Source organism: Agrobacterium tumefaciens (genome assembly GCF_009649785.1).
Classification (GTDB): domain Bacteria; phylum Pseudomonadota; class Alphaproteobacteria; order Rhizobiales; family Rhizobiaceae; genus Agrobacterium; species Agrobacterium tumefaciens.
The window spans coordinates 1-14,489 of sequence record NZ_WJOK01000025.1 but is presented as its reverse complement, the minus strand read 5'-3'; the positions used below and the strand labels follow the sequence as shown (position 1 = coordinate 14,489).

Genomic DNA, 14,489 nt, shown 5'->3' with positions numbered 1-14,489 from the left:
CTCTTCCTATCAACCCCGGCGCTGTACTGACATCAAGCAGTCCTTCGACTTCCCGAGCCATTCGCCTTCGTAAGAGCCATCAGCATCGGCCCAAGCGAAAACTCCCCGCGCTCAGAGCGCCTGGTGAGATCCCGCAGATAGCCTCCGGCCGACGTTATGAAATTTGACCGCTCGAGAATGCAGGCCATAGCCACCGCGGCATTTTCTGGCCCCATGGCGTTGCACGCCTCCTCGTAGGCAGAGGGGCTGACGCCAAGCATCGAGCGCACTACGACGGCCGCCTTCATGAGCTCGCGCCAGTGTTCGATGCGCCCGTCAGGCCCATAATCGGAGATCTGGGGGCATGCACGAAGGACCATTCCGAGCGGGAACGCCTTGATCGGCTCGCGTTTCGTCTTTTGTTTTTCCTTCGGCTCATCCCTCGTCAGAGGTTTGTCCGCCAAGTTTTCGCCCTGCTCTCTTTCGGAGCTAGGTTCAAGTTCATTTATGGATTCGGTGTTTGAATTCTGTATGTGGCGGTCATCCTGAATGGCATTGCCATGCATTTCTCGCGTTTTAAGCTGAATTTCCAGAATGTTGAGTACCTCTTCCCGCAGAAGCTCCATTTCATCGAGCGTAGTCTCGACCTGAGAGCGGTTCGGGTGGCGAGGGTGGCGAGCGAGAATGCTGACATATTCGGACTCCACATGGTCCCAGTTGCCGGCCGCGCCCTCTTCCACGGCGGACGAGATCAACTTGCGCACATCGCGACGGCAGATCGTCAGCGCTTCCCTTGCACGGCGGAAGCGCGCGCGCTCGGCGGCGACGTCCTGCGCCATCAGGGCGAGTTCAGTGGCCCGAGCCAGCAGCGGCGTCAGGTCAAACCCATAGGCCTGTTCGACCTCGCCATCCCGGTTGCGGTGTGCATAACGTTTGCCGTTCGGGCTGTCGCGCCGGAGAATAAGGCCCGCGTCAACCAGCGCGGCGAGTTGCCTTCGCAGGGTCGTCTCGGTGATCCCGTGGGCCCGAACGGACAGCTGGGCGTTGGATGGGAAGACGACCAGACACTGGCTCGGGTCGAGCTGCGCGTGAGGGTGAAACGTCAGGAGGGCATCAAGGATGGCAAGTGCCCGGTCCTGAATTCCCAGGCGTTCCCGTGCCTCGCATACGTCTCGAAAGACTTTCCACTTCTCGATGCGCGTTTCCGGTCGCGGATTCTCGATCGCCATCTGGCTTCGTACCAGGGCGAGCGACATCGGCCGCCGCCCAAAGGGCGTCGTCACATGTCCCGTCTGCATTTTTCTTTCACCTTGCTTCAGGCAAAGGAAATCCGCTCACCAAATCGGCGCCAAGACTCTTGACTGTGATTCCGGGAAATGCGATTCTCGATCCTGCTAGAGATGACGAGAGAGGCTTCCACGGTTCGCCGTTTGGGGGCCTTTTTCTTTTGCGGTTCAGTCTCCGTTCGTTTCAGTTTTCGATCCTTTGTACTCCTCGTACAAACGACCCATGTGTGAAGACAGCCATTGGCTGAACGGCCTGGCTTCAGCATTGGTAAGCTCGATGGCAACCTTCCTTGCCTTCGCATTTATCACCATGTTCAACGCGCGATCGGTCGAGGTCCAGTCCCGGACAGCAGGCTCAGCCTTCGGCTTCCTGGCGGCTGACCTGGCCTTGTATCGCTTCAGGTGATCATGGAGTTTGTCGAAGCGGTCGCCTTCAGGGTGCGTCTGGAAGTCGGCAGACTCCACGTGCTCGATCGCAACCTTGGACAGGGCAGGGGAAAGGACAAGCTGGCGGAGGCTCAGCCACCGGTCGCGCCCGATTTTCTTGGACGCGCCCAAGGCCGTTATAACAGATGCCGGCACTGCTTCGACGACCGCGAGCATCTTCGAGAGCATAGCCTCGTCAATGGCAAGCGAAGAACGAACTGTCTCCTTGGTCATTCCCGACGCAATCAGGTTCTGCGCGAAATAGGCGCGCTCGATGAAGGAAAGGTTTGACCGAGCCGCGTTTTCTTGGCCCTGAACAATTGCGGAGGTGGTGTCGTCCAACTTCTTGACGATTGCCTTGACCTGAACGCCAAGCTCACGGGCGACCCTGAGGCGACGATGGCCGAACACGACCATATATCGCTTGGCGTCCGTCGAGCTCGGGCGAACCAGAATAGGTGTCGTCTGACCCGATTCCCTGATCGCCTGGAGCAGTTCCTGGAACTCCTCCCCATCGTCGGACAGGCGGTCGGTAACGAAGGAGGCATCGATCAACTGCGGATCAAGCTCGACGATCACCTCGCCTTCCATGAGCTTCTTGGTGTTCTCGGCCATATCCTCGATGGAGCGGACAACCGTCTTTGCCGCTCCTGTCATGCCGTAGCCCGGCTTGGTTGGCGTCTGGCTCGCCGAGATGGCAGCCATGTCCAGCTTGGCGAATGGATTTTCACGCGACATGGCCGGTCTCCAGATGAGCGTTCAACTGCGACAAGCCATTCATCGCGCTTTCAAAAACGGCAAAAAAAACGGCTGACAAGTCTCTCATTTTCGCCCCCATACACCATGGATGAGATCGACGATTTCCGCGTTGGCGGCATTGAGACTTTCCATTGCCCGGTCGTAGGTCGCGCGGACGAACTCGCCCCGCTCGACCTCGTAAAGGGTTTGCTTCTTGATCGACGCGTCGGAAATAGCCGTGGATTTTACCACATGGTTTCTCAACATCTGCTGTGCGAACATCGACTGCATGAACCCTACCATCTGCGTCTGGGGAATATCCGTGGGCTCAAAGCGCGTGATCAGATAGCGGAACCACTGCACCCGCATCTCCGCCCCGGCCTCTGCAACCGGTCCCATGATCCCCCCGAGCATCATGAGAAACTGGCTCATCGACATGATGTCCAGCATCTGCGGATGGATGGTGATGAGGATGCCTGTCGAGGCCATGAGTGCGGTGATCGTCAAGTACCCGAGCTGAGGAGGGCAGTCGATGACGACAACATCATACTTGTCGTCGACCTGCTTCAAGGCACTGGCGATCCGCATGTAAAACAGCCGGCCGTCCTCGCCCTTCCTGGACGAGATCGCTAGCGGCACGTCATATTCGTATTCCTGGAGAACCAGGTTTGCCGGGACCACATCCAGTCCCGGGATGTTGGTCGGCTGGATGACGTCCGCGATCGACTTGCGTTCGTCGTCGAAGCGAAGAGCCTCATAGAGAGAGGCAGTATCGTCAAGCTCCGGCTGGATCCCGAAGAGGGAGGTGAGCGAGGCCTGCGGATCGAGATCGACCGCCAGTACCCGATGGCCAGTGAGAGCAAGATACTGCGCAAGGTGTGCCGCCGTGGTGGTCTTGCCGCTGCCCCCCTTGAAATTGACGACCGAGACAACCTGCATCGGTTCGCCCTCGCGGCGTCTTGGCACGTAGTACCGCTTGTCGGACTTCTTGTTTGCCTCGAGATAATCCCGAAGCTCCAACATCTGGTCTGCCGTATAATACCGGCGTCCGCTGACCGACTCGATCTCCGGCCCCTTGCCATCGGAATGGAGTTGCCTCAGATGCGTCTGCGTCACCCCCATGAAATCGGCGACTTCCGCAAGTTGGAACTTGCGCAATCCCTTGCGAGCGTCCGGCGGGTATTGCTGGCTGCGCAACATATGCAACGCGCTTGAGATCTTCGACCCCTGCTGGGCGATCTCGATATCAAACCTGTTCTGCAGCTCAGTGCTCATTTTGCGAACTTTTTCCCGGGGGTCTTCACTTTCGAAAAAATGGCTTTGCGGCCATCATTTGCGAAACTATCATCCGATTCCCATCGCGCCGCAAGACATTTAAGGTTAACAAGAAGTTAACGGAATGTGCGTGAATCGCGGCCGCTCGGTGAATCGGCGATATCTTTCCGCAAGTTAGCCAGATTCCATTGGTCGCGTATAGTCGGTGGAAACTGCAGATCTGCAGAAATCTAACCCATTTTGCACACCCCGCGTTGGCTTGATTCACAACTCGATTACCCCGACTCACCAGAATCACCGCCTGCAGATCTGCAGATGGCCAACCGTGGATTGAGATGATCTTCATCACGCTGACGAAGTTCACGCGGAGATAAGGATGCAGGTTCTCACCATCTCGCCCGACCGATATGTCGAGCATCAGACTCTTCTCAAACAGATGTACGGGCTGCGCGCTAACGTATTCGGCGGGCGGCTCGAATGGGATGTCGCCATTACTGATGGTAACGAGCGGGATCAGTACGACGACCTGAACCCGACTTACATCCTCGCTGTCTCCGGTGAGAACAAGTTGATAGGATGCGCACGCCTCCTTCCGGCGGTAGGCCCAACTATGCTTGAGCTGACATTTCCGCAACTGTTGGCGGACGGTTCGCTCAACGCGACCAGTACCATGATCGAAAGTTCGCGCTTCTGCGTTGATACGACCTTGCCTGCCGGAAGGGGAGGGGGCCAACTCCACCTTGCGACACTGACCATGTTCGCTGGAATCATCGAATGGTCGATGGCGAACGGCTACGACAGGATCGTTACCGCTACTGATCTTCGCTTCGAGCGCATCCTGAACCGGGCAGGCTGGCCAATGGCGCGGTTGGGTGAACCGGTGGCAATTGGCAACACTGTCGCCATCGCCGGCACACTTCCAGCGGATCAGGAGAGCTTAGATCAGGTTCGCCCATCGAACTATCGGTCCGCTCTCTCTCGTACTGATGATCATTCGGAGAGGAGCGCAGCGTGACCCAGCTTCGCTCCCATCCAAGACTTGTCCGCAAGCTCCAGGATGCGCTCGGCGACCAGCTCTGCGTAGCGCTTGACGATGCGACAGTCGTCGAGATCATGCTCAACCCTGACGGCCGACTGTTCATCGAACGGCTCGGTCATGGTGTAGTCGAAGCCGGCGGGATGAGTGCCGCAGCCGCCGAGGTCGTCATCGGCAGCGTCGCCCACGCGTTGCAGTCGGAGGCAGATGACGAGCGCCCGATCATCTCCGGCGAACTTCCCATTGGTGGTCATCGTTTCGAGGGCCTGCTTCCGCCGATCGTCTCCAGCCCTGCCTTCACAATCCGTCGGCGAGCTTCACGACTAATCCCGCTCGACGACTATGTGACCTCAAAGGTGATGACCGAAGCCCAGGCGTCAGCCATTCGCAGCGCGATTGACGCTCGAATGAACATCGTCATTTCCGGGGGTACTGGCTCCGGCAAGACGACACTCGCCAACGCAATAATCGCCGAGATCGTTTTGAGCGCACCGGACGATCGCATGGTGATCCTCGAAGATACTGCCGAAATCCAGTGCGCTGCCGAAAACGCGGTCTGCCTGCATACCAGCGATACCATCGATATGGCGCGGTTGCTAAAAAGCACCATGCGGCTGCGTCCAGACCGCATCATTGTCGGCGAGGTCCGTGACGGTGCAGCCCTGACCCTCCTAAAAGCCTGGAACACCGGCCACCCGGGCGGCGTCACCACAATCCACTCCAACACCGCGATGTCGGCCTTGCGCCGGCTCGAACAACTGACCGCCGAGGCCAGCCAGCAGCCTATGCAGGAGGTGATCGGCGAGGCGGTCGATCTCGTCGTCTCGATCGAGCGGACGGGAAAGGGGAGGCGTATCCGCGAGGTGATCCACATCGAAGGATACCGAAACAACCACTACCAGACCGAACACTATGCCCAGATCGACGAGGACAGCCATGTCGCGTAAGCCCCATTCTATTCTCGCAGTGATTATGTTTGCTGCCATCTCCTTCAGCCTCTCGGAGCCTGCACTGGCGTCCTCAGGTGGCGGCGGTCTTCCGTGGGAGTCGCCACTGCAGCAGATCCAGCAATCGATCACCGGACCCGTCGCCGGGTTCATTGCCCTTGCCGCAGTCGCAATCGCAGGCGCCATGCTGATTTTCGGCGGAGAACTCAACGATTTTGCCCGTCGACTTTGCTACGTCGCTCTGGTCGGCGGCGTTCTCCTCGGCGCCACCCAGATCGTCGCTCTGTTCGGCGCAACTGGTGCATCGATCGGTGAGGTCCACGCCGAGGCAGATGTTGCTCCAGCCTTTCCTGCGGCTGTGATGACGCCGTCAGCAGTCGGGGAGGGGGCTCGTGGCTGAAGCCGGCTCCAACCTTATCCGGTCGCGGGTGCATCGGGCGCTGTCACGTCCCAACCTGTTGATGGGCGCTGATCGTGAGCTTGTCCTGGTGACAGCGCTCGCCGCCGTCATCCTGATATTCGTTGTGCTCACCTGGTATGCGGCGCTGTTCGGCGTTGCGATCTGGCTGGTCGCGGTCGCAGCCCTTCGTATGATGGCCAAAGCCGATCCGCTGATGCGAAGGGTCTATATCAGGCATATCTCCTACAAGACCTTCTACCGCGCGACGTCGTCGCCGTGGCGCCGGTATTAAGGGAGTTCGGCATGGTTGCGCTTAAATCCTTCCGCCATTCCGGTCCGTCCTTTGCCGATCTCGTTCCCTATGCCGGGCTGGTCGACAACGGCGTCCTTCTCCTGAAGGACGGCTCACTGATGGCGGGCTGGTACTTTGCCGGACCCGATAGCGAAAGCTCGACCGATGCCGAGCGAAACGAGGTGTCACGGCAGATCAATGCCATCCTGTCGCGCCTCGGTTCCGGCTGGATGATCCAGGTCGAGGCTGTCCGGGTGCCCACGGGGGATTATCCAACGGAGGAAGCAAGCCATTTCCCCGATCCGGTCACCCGCGCCATCGATGCGGAGCGGCGGGCGCATTTCCAGAAGGAGAGGGGGCATTACGAAAGCCGTCATGCCCTGATCCTCACCTGGCGCCCACCGGAACCGCGACGGTCCGGACTGACGCGCTATGTTTATTCCGACGTTGCCAGCCGATCTGCCACTTATGCCGACAAAGCACTTGAAACCTTTCTGACCTCGATCCGTGAGGTCGAACAGTATCTCGCCAATGTCGTGTCGATCCAGCGGATGATGACACGCGAAACGTCGGAGCGCGGTGGTCATCGTGTCGCCCGCTACGACGAGCTCTTCCAGTTCATCCGCTTCTGCATCACCGGGGAAAATCATCCGGTGCGCCTGCCAGATATCCCCATGTATCTCGACTGGCTGGCGACGGCCGAGCTGCAGCACGGCCTGACGCCACTTGTTGAGAACCGGTTTCTCGGCGTGGTGGCGATCGATGGCCTGCCCGCCGAAAGCTGGCCGGGAATCCTCAATAGTCTCGACGTGATGCCGCTCACCTATCGCTGGTCCTCCCGCTTCATCTTCCTCGACGCCGAGGAGGCACGCGCAAGGCTCGAGCGTACCCGCAAGAAGTGGCAGCAGAAGGTCAGGCCATTCTTCGATCAGCTCTTCCAGACGCAGTCGCGGTCGCTCGACCAGGACGCGATGCTGATGGTGGCCGAAACCGAAGACGCGATCGCCGAAGCCTCGTCGCAGCTTGTGGCCTATGGCTACTATACGCCGGTCATCGTTCTCTTTGATCAGGACCAGCAAAGCCTGCAGGAGAAGTGTGAGGCGGTCCGGCGCCTGATCCAGGCCGAAGGCTTTGGTGCTCGTATCGAGACGATCAACGCCACCGATGCATTTCTCGGCAGCCTGCCGGGCGTGTCCTACGCCAATATCCGTGAGCCGTTGATCAGCACCCGCAATCTCGCCGACCTGATACCGCTTAATTCGGTATGGTCTGGAAGCCCCGTAGCACCGTGCCCGTTCTATCCGGCCGGATCGCCGCCGTTAATGCAGGTTGCCAGCGGATCGACACCCTTCCGGCTGAACCTGCATGTCGACGATGTCGGCCACACCTTGATCTTCGGCCCGACCGGATCCGGCAAATCAACGCTGCTCTCATTGATCGCCGCCCACTTCCGACGCTATGCCGGTGCGCAGATCTTCGCGTTCGACAAGGGGGGCTCGATGCTGCCGCTGACACTGGGGCTCGGTGGCGATCATTATGAGATTGGTGGCGATGCTCAGGAAGCAGGGGAGGGACGGGCACTCTCTTTCTGCCCATTGGCCGAGCTCTCGACTGATGGCGACCGAGCATGGGCGTCCGAGTGGATCGAGATGCTGATCGCGCTGCAGGGTGTGACGATCACCCCGGACTACCGTAATGCCATTTCACGGCAGGTTGGACTGATGGCCGAGTCCCGCGGCCGCTCGCTCTCCGACTTCGTCTCGGGTGTCCAGATGCGGGAGATCAAGGACGCCCTGCATCACTATACCGTCGATGGTCCGATGGGGCAGCTTCTCGATGCCGAGGAAGACGGTCTGGCGCTTGGCGCCTTCCAGTGCTTCGAGATCGAGGAACTGATGAACATGGGCGAGCGAAATCTCGTCCCCGTACTCACCTATCTCTTCCGACGCATCGAAAAGCGGCTCACCGGTGCACCGAGTCTGGTCATCCTTGACGAGGCCTGGCTGATGCTCGGCCACCCGGTCTTCCGCGACAAGATCCGGGAATGGCTGAAGGTACTACGCAAGGCCAATTGCGCCGTGGTGCTGGCCACCCAATCTATCTCTGATGCCGAACGGTCTGGCATCATCGATGTGCTTAAGGAATCCTGCCCGACCAAGATCTGCCTACCCAACGGAGCGGCGCGGGAGCCGGGCACGCGCGAGTTCTACGAGCGCATCGGCTTCAACGAACGGCAGATCGAGATCGTCGCGACCGCGATCCCGAAGCGGGACTATTACGTCGTGTCGCCAGAAGGCCGCCGCCTCTTCGACATGGCCCTTGGTCCTGTTGCGCTCTCCTTTGTCGGAGCGTCCGGAAAGGAAGACCTCAAGCGCATCCGCGCCCTGCGTCTTGAACATGGGGCCGCCTGGCCTCTCCATTGGCTCCAGCAAAGGGGGATCGCCCATGCCCACACGCTCTTCCCAACCGAATAGTATATCGCACCCCGCAATTGCTGCGGCCGTCGCACTCTTGACCGCACTCGCTCTCCCGGTGCAAGCCGGCGGTGTCACCGGACAGGCAACCGAGTGGACCCAGCTTGCCAACAATACTGAACTGATCAGCCTCGTCGGCAAGTCCGCTGAGCAGGTGAACAACCAGATTACCCAGATCTCGCAGCTGGCCGAGCAGATTCAAAATCAGCTCAACATCTATAAGAACATGCTACAAAACACCGCGCAGCTTCCAAACCACATATGGGGCCAGGTCGAAAGCGATCTGAAGAACCTCCAAAGCATCGTCAACCAAGGCCAGGGCGTCGCATTCTCCATGGGCAATGTCGACGATGTGCTGAAGCAGCGCTTCCAGAGCTTCGCCGACATGAAGAGCAACCTGCCTGACGGCGCGAGCTTCTCCACGACCTATCAGAACTGGTCCGACACCAATCGCGACACGATTGCCGGCACGTTGAAGGCCGCCAATCTCACGGCGGAACAGTTCTCCAGCGAGGAGAATACCATGTCCTCGATGCGATCGATGTCGGAAACAGCAGATGGCCAGATGAAGGCTTTGCAGGTCGGCCACGAGCTCGCAGCGCAGCAGATCGCCCAGATGCAGAAACTTCGCGGTCTCGTCTCCCAGCAGATGACAATGATGGGGACCTGGTACCAGTCTGAGCAGGCGCAGAAGGATCTGGCGCAAGCACGGCGTGAACAGTTCTTCAGCGGAACCGAGCGTGACATCAGGGGCGGCCAGACCATGGAGCCGCGCTGGTGAGCCCGCGTCTGTTCCTCCTTATGGCCCTAGTAGCGACCGGTTCCGCGGCCGGTGCGAGCGTCATGAACTGGATCGTCGTCCAGTCGCAGGCCACGCCAGTCTCCGGGTTGGGCACCGCTGCCATGAATTCTTCCGCCAATGAAGAACAGCGCCGATATCGCGAAGAGTTCTTTGGCGGGAATTCCGACCGCGACATCCGCGGCGGCCAGGAGATGAAGCCCCGATGGTAGCGATTCCCTCTTCCCGCGCGCTCGAAAGGGTGTTTATCGCGACGGCGGTCGTTCTTCTGGCGACCACGCCCGCGCTGGCGCAACAGGGCCAGGTGTTGACCACACTCGAAAATTCCGTCGTCACCGCTGCCAAGGGTTGGGAGACGACGGTGATGAGTGCAGCCCGCTCGCTGTTCTGGATCCTTGCCGGCATCGAGGTGGGGATTGCTGCCGTATGGCTGGCAGTCAATGCCGCCTCGCTCGACAGCTGGTTCGCCGAACTCGTCAAACGCATCATGTTCATCGGTTTGTTCGCCTTCATACTCGATAGAGGACCGGAGTTTGCGAAGGCCGTAGTCGACAGTCTCTACCAGATCGGCGCGGGTGGTGGCTCCGCCTCTCCCGCTAACATTTTTGACGCCGGCATTCGTGTCGCGACGAAGATGTCGGAACAGGCGAAATTCGGCCTCTGGGAGGATAATGCGCTGGCGATCGCCGCCGTCTTCGCCATGGTCGTGGTCGTCGTGTCGTTCAGCCTGGTCGCTGCGATCTTCGTGGCCGTCATGGTCGAGATGTATGTGGGCCTGCTCGCCGGCATGATCATGCTTGGGCTCGGTGGCTCGTCCCACACCAAGGATTTTGCGATCAAGTATCTGGTCTATGCCTTTTCCGTTGGCATGAAGCTGATGGCCCTGGTGATGATCGCCAAGATCGGCTCCGACATCCTTCTCGGACTGGCAGAAGCGCCCACGGCGACCTCGGAACAGTTCATCACAACGCTGGCGATTGCCGGCATCTCGGTCGTTGTCTTCGTCATCGCCATGTATGTGCCGCCCATCCTGCAGGGCGTGGTCCAGGGCGCATCGGTTGGCGGCGGCATGGAAGCGATCCGCCACGGCGGACAGGCTGCCTCCTTTGCCGCGGGCGCCGGCTTTTTGGCAACAGGCGCGGCGAGCAGAGGCTTTGGTGCCGCCAGCGCCGCGAGGGCAGGGGGCTCGTCCCTGGCAGGTGCTGCGTTACGCGGCATGCAAGCTGGGATTGGGGGAGCCGCTGGTGCGGTCGGTTCGGCTGCCAAAGAGAAGGCCATCGGTTCACCGGGAGCCTACGCCGGATCTATGCTCGGCCTTGCCAACGCAAAGCTGGATCAGCAGCCAGGCCGGCCAGGTTCATCACCGCCCCCTCCTCCGATCAACGATAGCAAATGACGGGACGCTGAAAAAATGGCCGGACAGAATATTCCCGATAATCCCTACATCGCCGCACGCAGCGAATGGAACGAGCGCTACGGTTCCTATGTAAAAGCCGCCGCCGCATGGCGCATTGTCGGCATTGCCGGCATGACCATGGCCGTCATCGGTTTTGGTTACGCGCTCTACCAGAGCACCCAGGTGAAGTTGATCCCTTATATCGTCGAGGTCGACAAGCTTGGCACTGCCGTCAATGCGGGTTTCCCGCAGCAAATCGAATACGCCGATCCCAGAGTAGTGCGCGCGACACTCGGCAGTTTCGTTTCGAACTTCCGATCCGTCACGCCGGATGCGGTCGTGCAGAAGCAGTACATCGACCGGACCTATGGGCTGCTGCGCACCTCCGATCCAGCAACGGAAAAGGTCAATGCCTGGTTTCGCTCGAATTCGCCCTTCGAGAAGGCGAAGACCGCGACGGTGGCGATCGAGGTCAACAACATCGTCGCGCTTTCGAACCAGAGCTACCAGATCGACTGGACCGAGTTTGAACGGGACCGCCGCGGCAAGGAGACCGCCACCCGCCGCTTCCGCGGCATCGCCACCGTGACACTGACGCCGCCCCAGGACGAGGGCATCATCCGCCTCAATCCCATCGGTCTCTATCTCCGCGACTTCGACTGGACTGCACAGCTTTGAAAGGCATGGCCCCGAACATGAACAGATCAAACGAACTATCGCGGGTCACGATGGGCGCCGGCATCATTGCTATCGCCGTTGCTGCCTCCTTCACCTTCCCTTCTGTTTCTCTCGCCGCCGATGGTGTCACCGCCAACGAGGCGAAAGGCATGGGGATTTCGACACAATGGCGAGGAAGCCGAGGGCTGGTGACGAAAGGCCCCGATGGAAAGGTGATTTTTCTCTATGGGGAGGTACAGCCATCCGTCGTCTGCTCTCCGCTGCAGGTCTGTGACATTGAGCTTCAGGGTGGCGAGGTGGTGCGCGATGTGCTGGTCGGCGATACGGTCCGCTGGAAAGTAGAGCCGGCGACATCGGGTGCGGCCGGTGGGCAAGCGATCCACCTGATCGTCAAGCCGTCGGAACCGGGTATGGTCACTTCGATGGTCGTGACCACGTCACGGCGGACCTATCATATCCAGCTGAAATCGCATCCGACCCGGTATATGGCCCGTGTCGGGTTCGAATATCCCGAAGACGTTTCGGCGAAGCTTGCCGATGTCAAGGCGCGGCTGGAAGCCAGCACCATTCCAGGTGCCGGCGTTCCCGCCGAGCAATTGAGCTTTGCCTATTCCGTCTCGGGCAGTGCCGGCTGGCGTCCGACCCGTGTCTACTCGGATGGACAAAAGACCTACATCCAGTTTCCACGCTCGATCTCCGGTCAGGATGCGCCGGTTCTGTTCGTCGTCTCCGGCGGCCAGAACCGCATCGTGAACTATCGCATGAAGAGCACCATGATGGTGGTCGACTACAACATCGATCGTGCTGTCCTGGTCTCAGGCGTTGGCTGGAAACAGCAGAAGGTAACGATCAGCAGGGGAGGGCGGTGATGCTGAACATTTTTCGCAGCAACGCGCACAGCCTCGGCCGCATCCGCTGCCTCGCCATAGCCAGTGGCCTCGCCATCCTCCTTTCCGGTTGCCAGTCAAAAACGGAAACCGGCAGTCTTGCCACGAGCGCTGCACCTCCAGAGATCTCCGGAAAGGCGGCAGGCGCCATCGCCGGCGACATGGTCAGCCGTCTCGCCGAGCAGATCGGACAGGGGAAGGCAACCGTTGCGCTCAAACAGGATGGCTCTCCCTTCGGCCAGGCACTTGAAACAGCGCTGAAAGGATGGGGTTATGCCGTGGTGACCGACCAGAAGACGGATAGCGGCTCGACCGTCATTGCGCTCGCCTATGTCATCGTCCCCTATGACGGCCAGGTGCTGGCACGGCTTTCGACGAGCAGTGTCGAACTCGCCCGGGCCTACACAGTGACGAAATTGGATGCGACACCTGCAAGCGCCCTGTCCGTCATGCGGCGCGGGTGAGGGAGGATATTATGGTGCAGTCTCTCAAGCTCGGTGGTGCCGCCAATGGTCAGGATGCCGGCATCAAGCGGGTGAATCGCGTGCCGGTCTTCGTCGTGATCGTGCTGTTGGTCTCCTTTCTTGGCATCATCTTCTTAGGGCTCGCCTCGCGCGGGCTTTACTTTGGCAAGGATAGCGGCCCGGACACCAGTTCCGGCAATCCCGCCTCGACCTATGCCGACCAGATCAAGCGAGGCGTCACCGACGGCATCATTGGTGAGCCACAGCCGCAAACGACGTTCCAGCCGACGCCGGTCGAGACGACGCAGGCCGAACAGAAGGCGGCCAACCCATTCACGCAACCCGAACCGAGACAAGAACAACGGAAAGGATCGGAACTGGAGCCGGAAGAGGTTTGGCGCGCGCGACTCGCCCGCGAGCAACAGGAACAGGTTCTGCGCGAGCAGCAACGTCAGCGCATGACTCGAATTCAGGCGCGGGACTCCGCCTATGACGCGCCGCTCGCTATCGATCGCGGCAAGCTGGAAGCGCGGTCGGAAAAAGATGAGAGCGCCGGAGGCCGGACGACGACAGCCGCTGCGAACGGAAACGCATCCGATCTTTACGCCGCGGCCTTGCGCGCCGGTCTCGGTGGGCAGAATGTCGATCCCAACGGACAGAACTCCAAGGAAGATTTCTTCAATGCCGATCTCAAGGATCTCGGATATCTGCCGAACCGTGTCGTGCCGCAGCAGTCTCTCTACGAACTGAAACGAGGCTCGGTTATCCCGGCGACATTGATAACCGGAATTAATTCCGATCTTCCGGGGCGCATCACCGCTCAGGTCAGCCAGAATGTCTACGACAGCGCAACAGGCCATCGCCTGCTGATACCGCAGGGCACAAAACTGCTCGGTCGCTATGACAGCAAGGTTTCGTTCGGTCAAAGCCGTGTCCTCGTCGTCTGGTCCGACATCATCTTTCCGAGCGGATCGACGCTGCAGATCGGCGGCATGGCCGGCACGGACGCGGAAGGCTATGGCGGCTTCAGAGATAAGGTGAACAACCACTATCTCAAAACCTTCGGCTCGGCGGTCATGATTGCGCTGATCGGAACGGGCATCGACATGGCGGTGCCCGAGAGTTCCTCGCTCGCCACACAGGATACGGCGTCCGATGCCGCACGGCGGAATTTCGCCGAGACATTCGGGCGCGTGGCCGAACGGACCATTAATCGGAATATGGACGTGCAACCGACGTTGCAGATCCGACCGGGCTACAAGCTGAATGTCCTGGTAGATCAGGACATTGTATTTCCGGGTCAATTTCGCTGAGATGAGGGACTATTTTCAATTTTGCTAAGACGCATTGACAGACTCTAAGGACCAGCAGGGCCGTACACACCCATGATCAATTTCAGATTGTATTTATAT

General features: G+C 59.7%; 15 protein-coding genes. 12 read left to right on the top strand and 3 right to left on the bottom strand.

Annotated features, from left to right (window positions below; genetic code table 11):
• Positions 1-32 precede the first annotated feature (32 nt).
• From repC to repA, 3 genes are all read right to left on the bottom strand, one after another.
• Entirely contained in the window at positions 33-1,277 is a 1,245-nt protein-coding gene (gene repC, locus GH784_RS22065) for a plasmid replication protein RepC (RefSeq protein ID WP_153793764.1), read from the bottom strand.
• A gap of 156 nt (positions 1,278-1,433) precedes the next feature.
• Positions 1,434-2,429, bottom strand: a complete 996-nt coding sequence (gene repB / locus GH784_RS22060; RefSeq protein WP_153793763.1) for a plasmid partitioning protein RepB — start codon at positions 2,427-2,429, stop codon at positions 1,434-1,436.
• Between the two features lie 84 nt (positions 2,430-2,513).
• A complete protein-coding gene (gene repA / locus GH784_RS22055) occupies positions 2,514-3,704 on the bottom strand; it encodes a plasmid partitioning protein RepA (RefSeq protein WP_153793762.1) in 1,191 nt (396 codons plus the stop codon).
• 376 nt (positions 3,705-4,080) lie between these two features.
• On the opposite strand from repA, the gene traI reads away from it, so the two are divergent.
• Genes traI through trbI form a run of 12 tightly spaced genes read left to right on the top strand, consistent with a single transcriptional unit; the run spans position 4,081 to position 14,390 of the window.
• A complete protein-coding gene (gene traI / locus GH784_RS22050; protein ID WP_153793761.1) occupies positions 4,081-4,719 on the top strand; it encodes an acyl-homoserine-lactone synthase in 639 nt (212 codons plus the stop codon).
• Positions 4,716-5,687 carry a P-type conjugative transfer ATPase TrbB gene (gene trbB, locus GH784_RS22045; RefSeq protein WP_323131487.1) on the top strand — a complete coding sequence of 324 codons (972 nt, stop codon included), beginning with the start codon at positions 4,716-4,718 and terminating at the stop codon, positions 5,685-5,687. The genes traI and trbB overlap by 4 nt, the downstream gene beginning before the upstream one ends.
• Positions 5,677-6,087, top strand: a complete 411-nt coding sequence (gene trbC, locus GH784_RS22040; RefSeq protein ID WP_153793760.1) for a conjugal transfer pilin TrbC — start codon at positions 5,677-5,679, stop codon at positions 6,085-6,087. The genes trbB and trbC overlap by 11 nt, the downstream gene beginning before the upstream one ends.
• The gene (locus GH784_RS22035) at positions 6,080-6,379 is read left to right on the top strand and encodes a conjugal transfer protein TrbD (RefSeq protein ID WP_046634572.1); all 300 of its coding nucleotides are present in this window, start codon (positions 6,080-6,082) and stop codon (positions 6,377-6,379) included. Before trbC ends, GH784_RS22035 begins: the two co-directional genes overlap by 8 nt.
• A gap of 11 nt (positions 6,380-6,390) precedes the next feature.
• Complete coding sequence (locus GH784_RS22030) at positions 6,391-8,853, top strand: conjugal transfer protein TrbE (protein ID WP_153793759.1); 2,463 nt, start codon at positions 6,391-6,393, stop codon at positions 8,851-8,853.
• The gene (gene trbJ / locus GH784_RS22025; RefSeq protein ID WP_153793758.1) at positions 8,825-9,634 is read left to right on the top strand and encodes a P-type conjugative transfer protein TrbJ; all 810 of its coding nucleotides are present in this window, start codon (positions 8,825-8,827) and stop codon (positions 9,632-9,634) included. The genes GH784_RS22030 and trbJ overlap by 29 nt, the downstream gene beginning before the upstream one ends.
• Before the next feature lie 20 nt (positions 9,635-9,654).
• Entirely contained in the window at positions 9,655-9,864 is a 210-nt protein-coding gene (gene trbK, locus GH784_RS22020) for an entry exclusion protein TrbK (protein WP_153793757.1), read from the top strand.
• Positions 9,858-11,048, top strand: coding sequence for a P-type conjugative transfer protein TrbL (trbL, locus tag GH784_RS22015; protein ID WP_153793756.1), 1,191 nt, complete (start codon positions 9,858-9,860; stop codon positions 11,046-11,048). Before trbK ends, trbL begins: the two co-directional genes overlap by 7 nt.
• 15 nt (positions 11,049-11,063) lie before the next feature.
• Positions 11,064-11,726 carry a conjugal transfer protein TrbF gene (locus tag GH784_RS22010; protein ID WP_153793755.1) on the top strand — a complete coding sequence of 221 codons (663 nt, stop codon included), beginning with the start codon at positions 11,064-11,066 and terminating at the stop codon, positions 11,724-11,726.
• Positions 11,727-11,776: 50 nt separating this feature from the next.
• Positions 11,777-12,595 (top strand): P-type conjugative transfer protein TrbG, encoded by an 819-nt coding sequence (gene trbG / locus GH784_RS22005; RefSeq protein WP_194842991.1) that lies wholly within the window; start codon positions 11,777-11,779, stop codon positions 12,593-12,595.
• On the top strand, positions 12,595-13,077 hold the full coding sequence (trbH, locus tag GH784_RS22000; protein WP_153793753.1) for a conjugal transfer protein TrbH: 483 nt from the start codon (positions 12,595-12,597) through the stop codon (positions 13,075-13,077). Before trbG ends, trbH begins: the two co-directional genes overlap by 1 nt.
• Before the next feature lie 11 nt (positions 13,078-13,088).
• Positions 13,089-14,390 (top strand): IncP-type conjugal transfer protein TrbI, encoded by a 1,302-nt coding sequence (gene trbI / locus GH784_RS21995; protein WP_153793752.1) that lies wholly within the window; start codon positions 13,089-13,091, stop codon positions 14,388-14,390.
• Positions 14,391-14,489: the final 99 nt, after the last annotated feature.

Excerpts from the sequence above, each read along its gene's own strand:
- repC (WP_153793764.1), bottom strand. The coding sequence starts at position 1,277 with ATGCAGACGGGACATGTGACGACGCCCTTTGGGCGGCGGCCGATGTCG.
- repB (WP_153793763.1), bottom strand. The coding sequence starts at position 2,429 with ATGTCGCGTGAAAATCCATTCGCCAAGCTGGACATGGCTGCCATCTCG.
- repA (WP_153793762.1), bottom strand. The coding sequence starts at position 3,704 with ATGAGCACTGAGCTGCAGAACAGGTTTGATATCGAGATCGCCCAGCAG.
- traI (WP_153793761.1), top strand. The coding sequence starts at position 4,081 with ATGCAGGTTCTCACCATCTCGCCCGACCGATATGTCGAGCATCAGACT.
- trbC (WP_153793760.1), top strand. The coding sequence starts at position 5,677 with ATGTCGCGTAAGCCCCATTCTATTCTCGCAGTGATTATGTTTGCTGCC.
- GH784_RS22030 (WP_153793759.1), top strand. The coding sequence starts at position 6,391 with ATGGTTGCGCTTAAATCCTTCCGCCATTCCGGTCCGTCCTTTGCCGAT.
- trbJ (WP_153793758.1), top strand. The coding sequence starts at position 8,825 with ATGCCCACACGCTCTTCCCAACCGAATAGTATATCGCACCCCGCAATT.
- trbK (WP_153793757.1), top strand. The coding sequence starts at position 9,655 with ATGGCCCTAGTAGCGACCGGTTCCGCGGCCGGTGCGAGCGTCATGAAC.
- trbL (WP_153793756.1), top strand. The coding sequence starts at position 9,858 with ATGGTAGCGATTCCCTCTTCCCGCGCGCTCGAAAGGGTGTTTATCGCG.
- GH784_RS22010 (WP_153793755.1), top strand. The coding sequence starts at position 11,064 with ATGGCCGGACAGAATATTCCCGATAATCCCTACATCGCCGCACGCAGC.
- trbG (WP_194842991.1), top strand. The coding sequence starts at position 11,777 with ATGGGCGCCGGCATCATTGCTATCGCCGTTGCTGCCTCCTTCACCTTC.
- trbH (WP_153793753.1), top strand. The coding sequence starts at position 12,595 with ATGCTGAACATTTTTCGCAGCAACGCGCACAGCCTCGGCCGCATCCGC.
- trbI (WP_153793752.1), top strand. The coding sequence starts at position 13,089 with ATGGTGCAGTCTCTCAAGCTCGGTGGTGCCGCCAATGGTCAGGATGCC.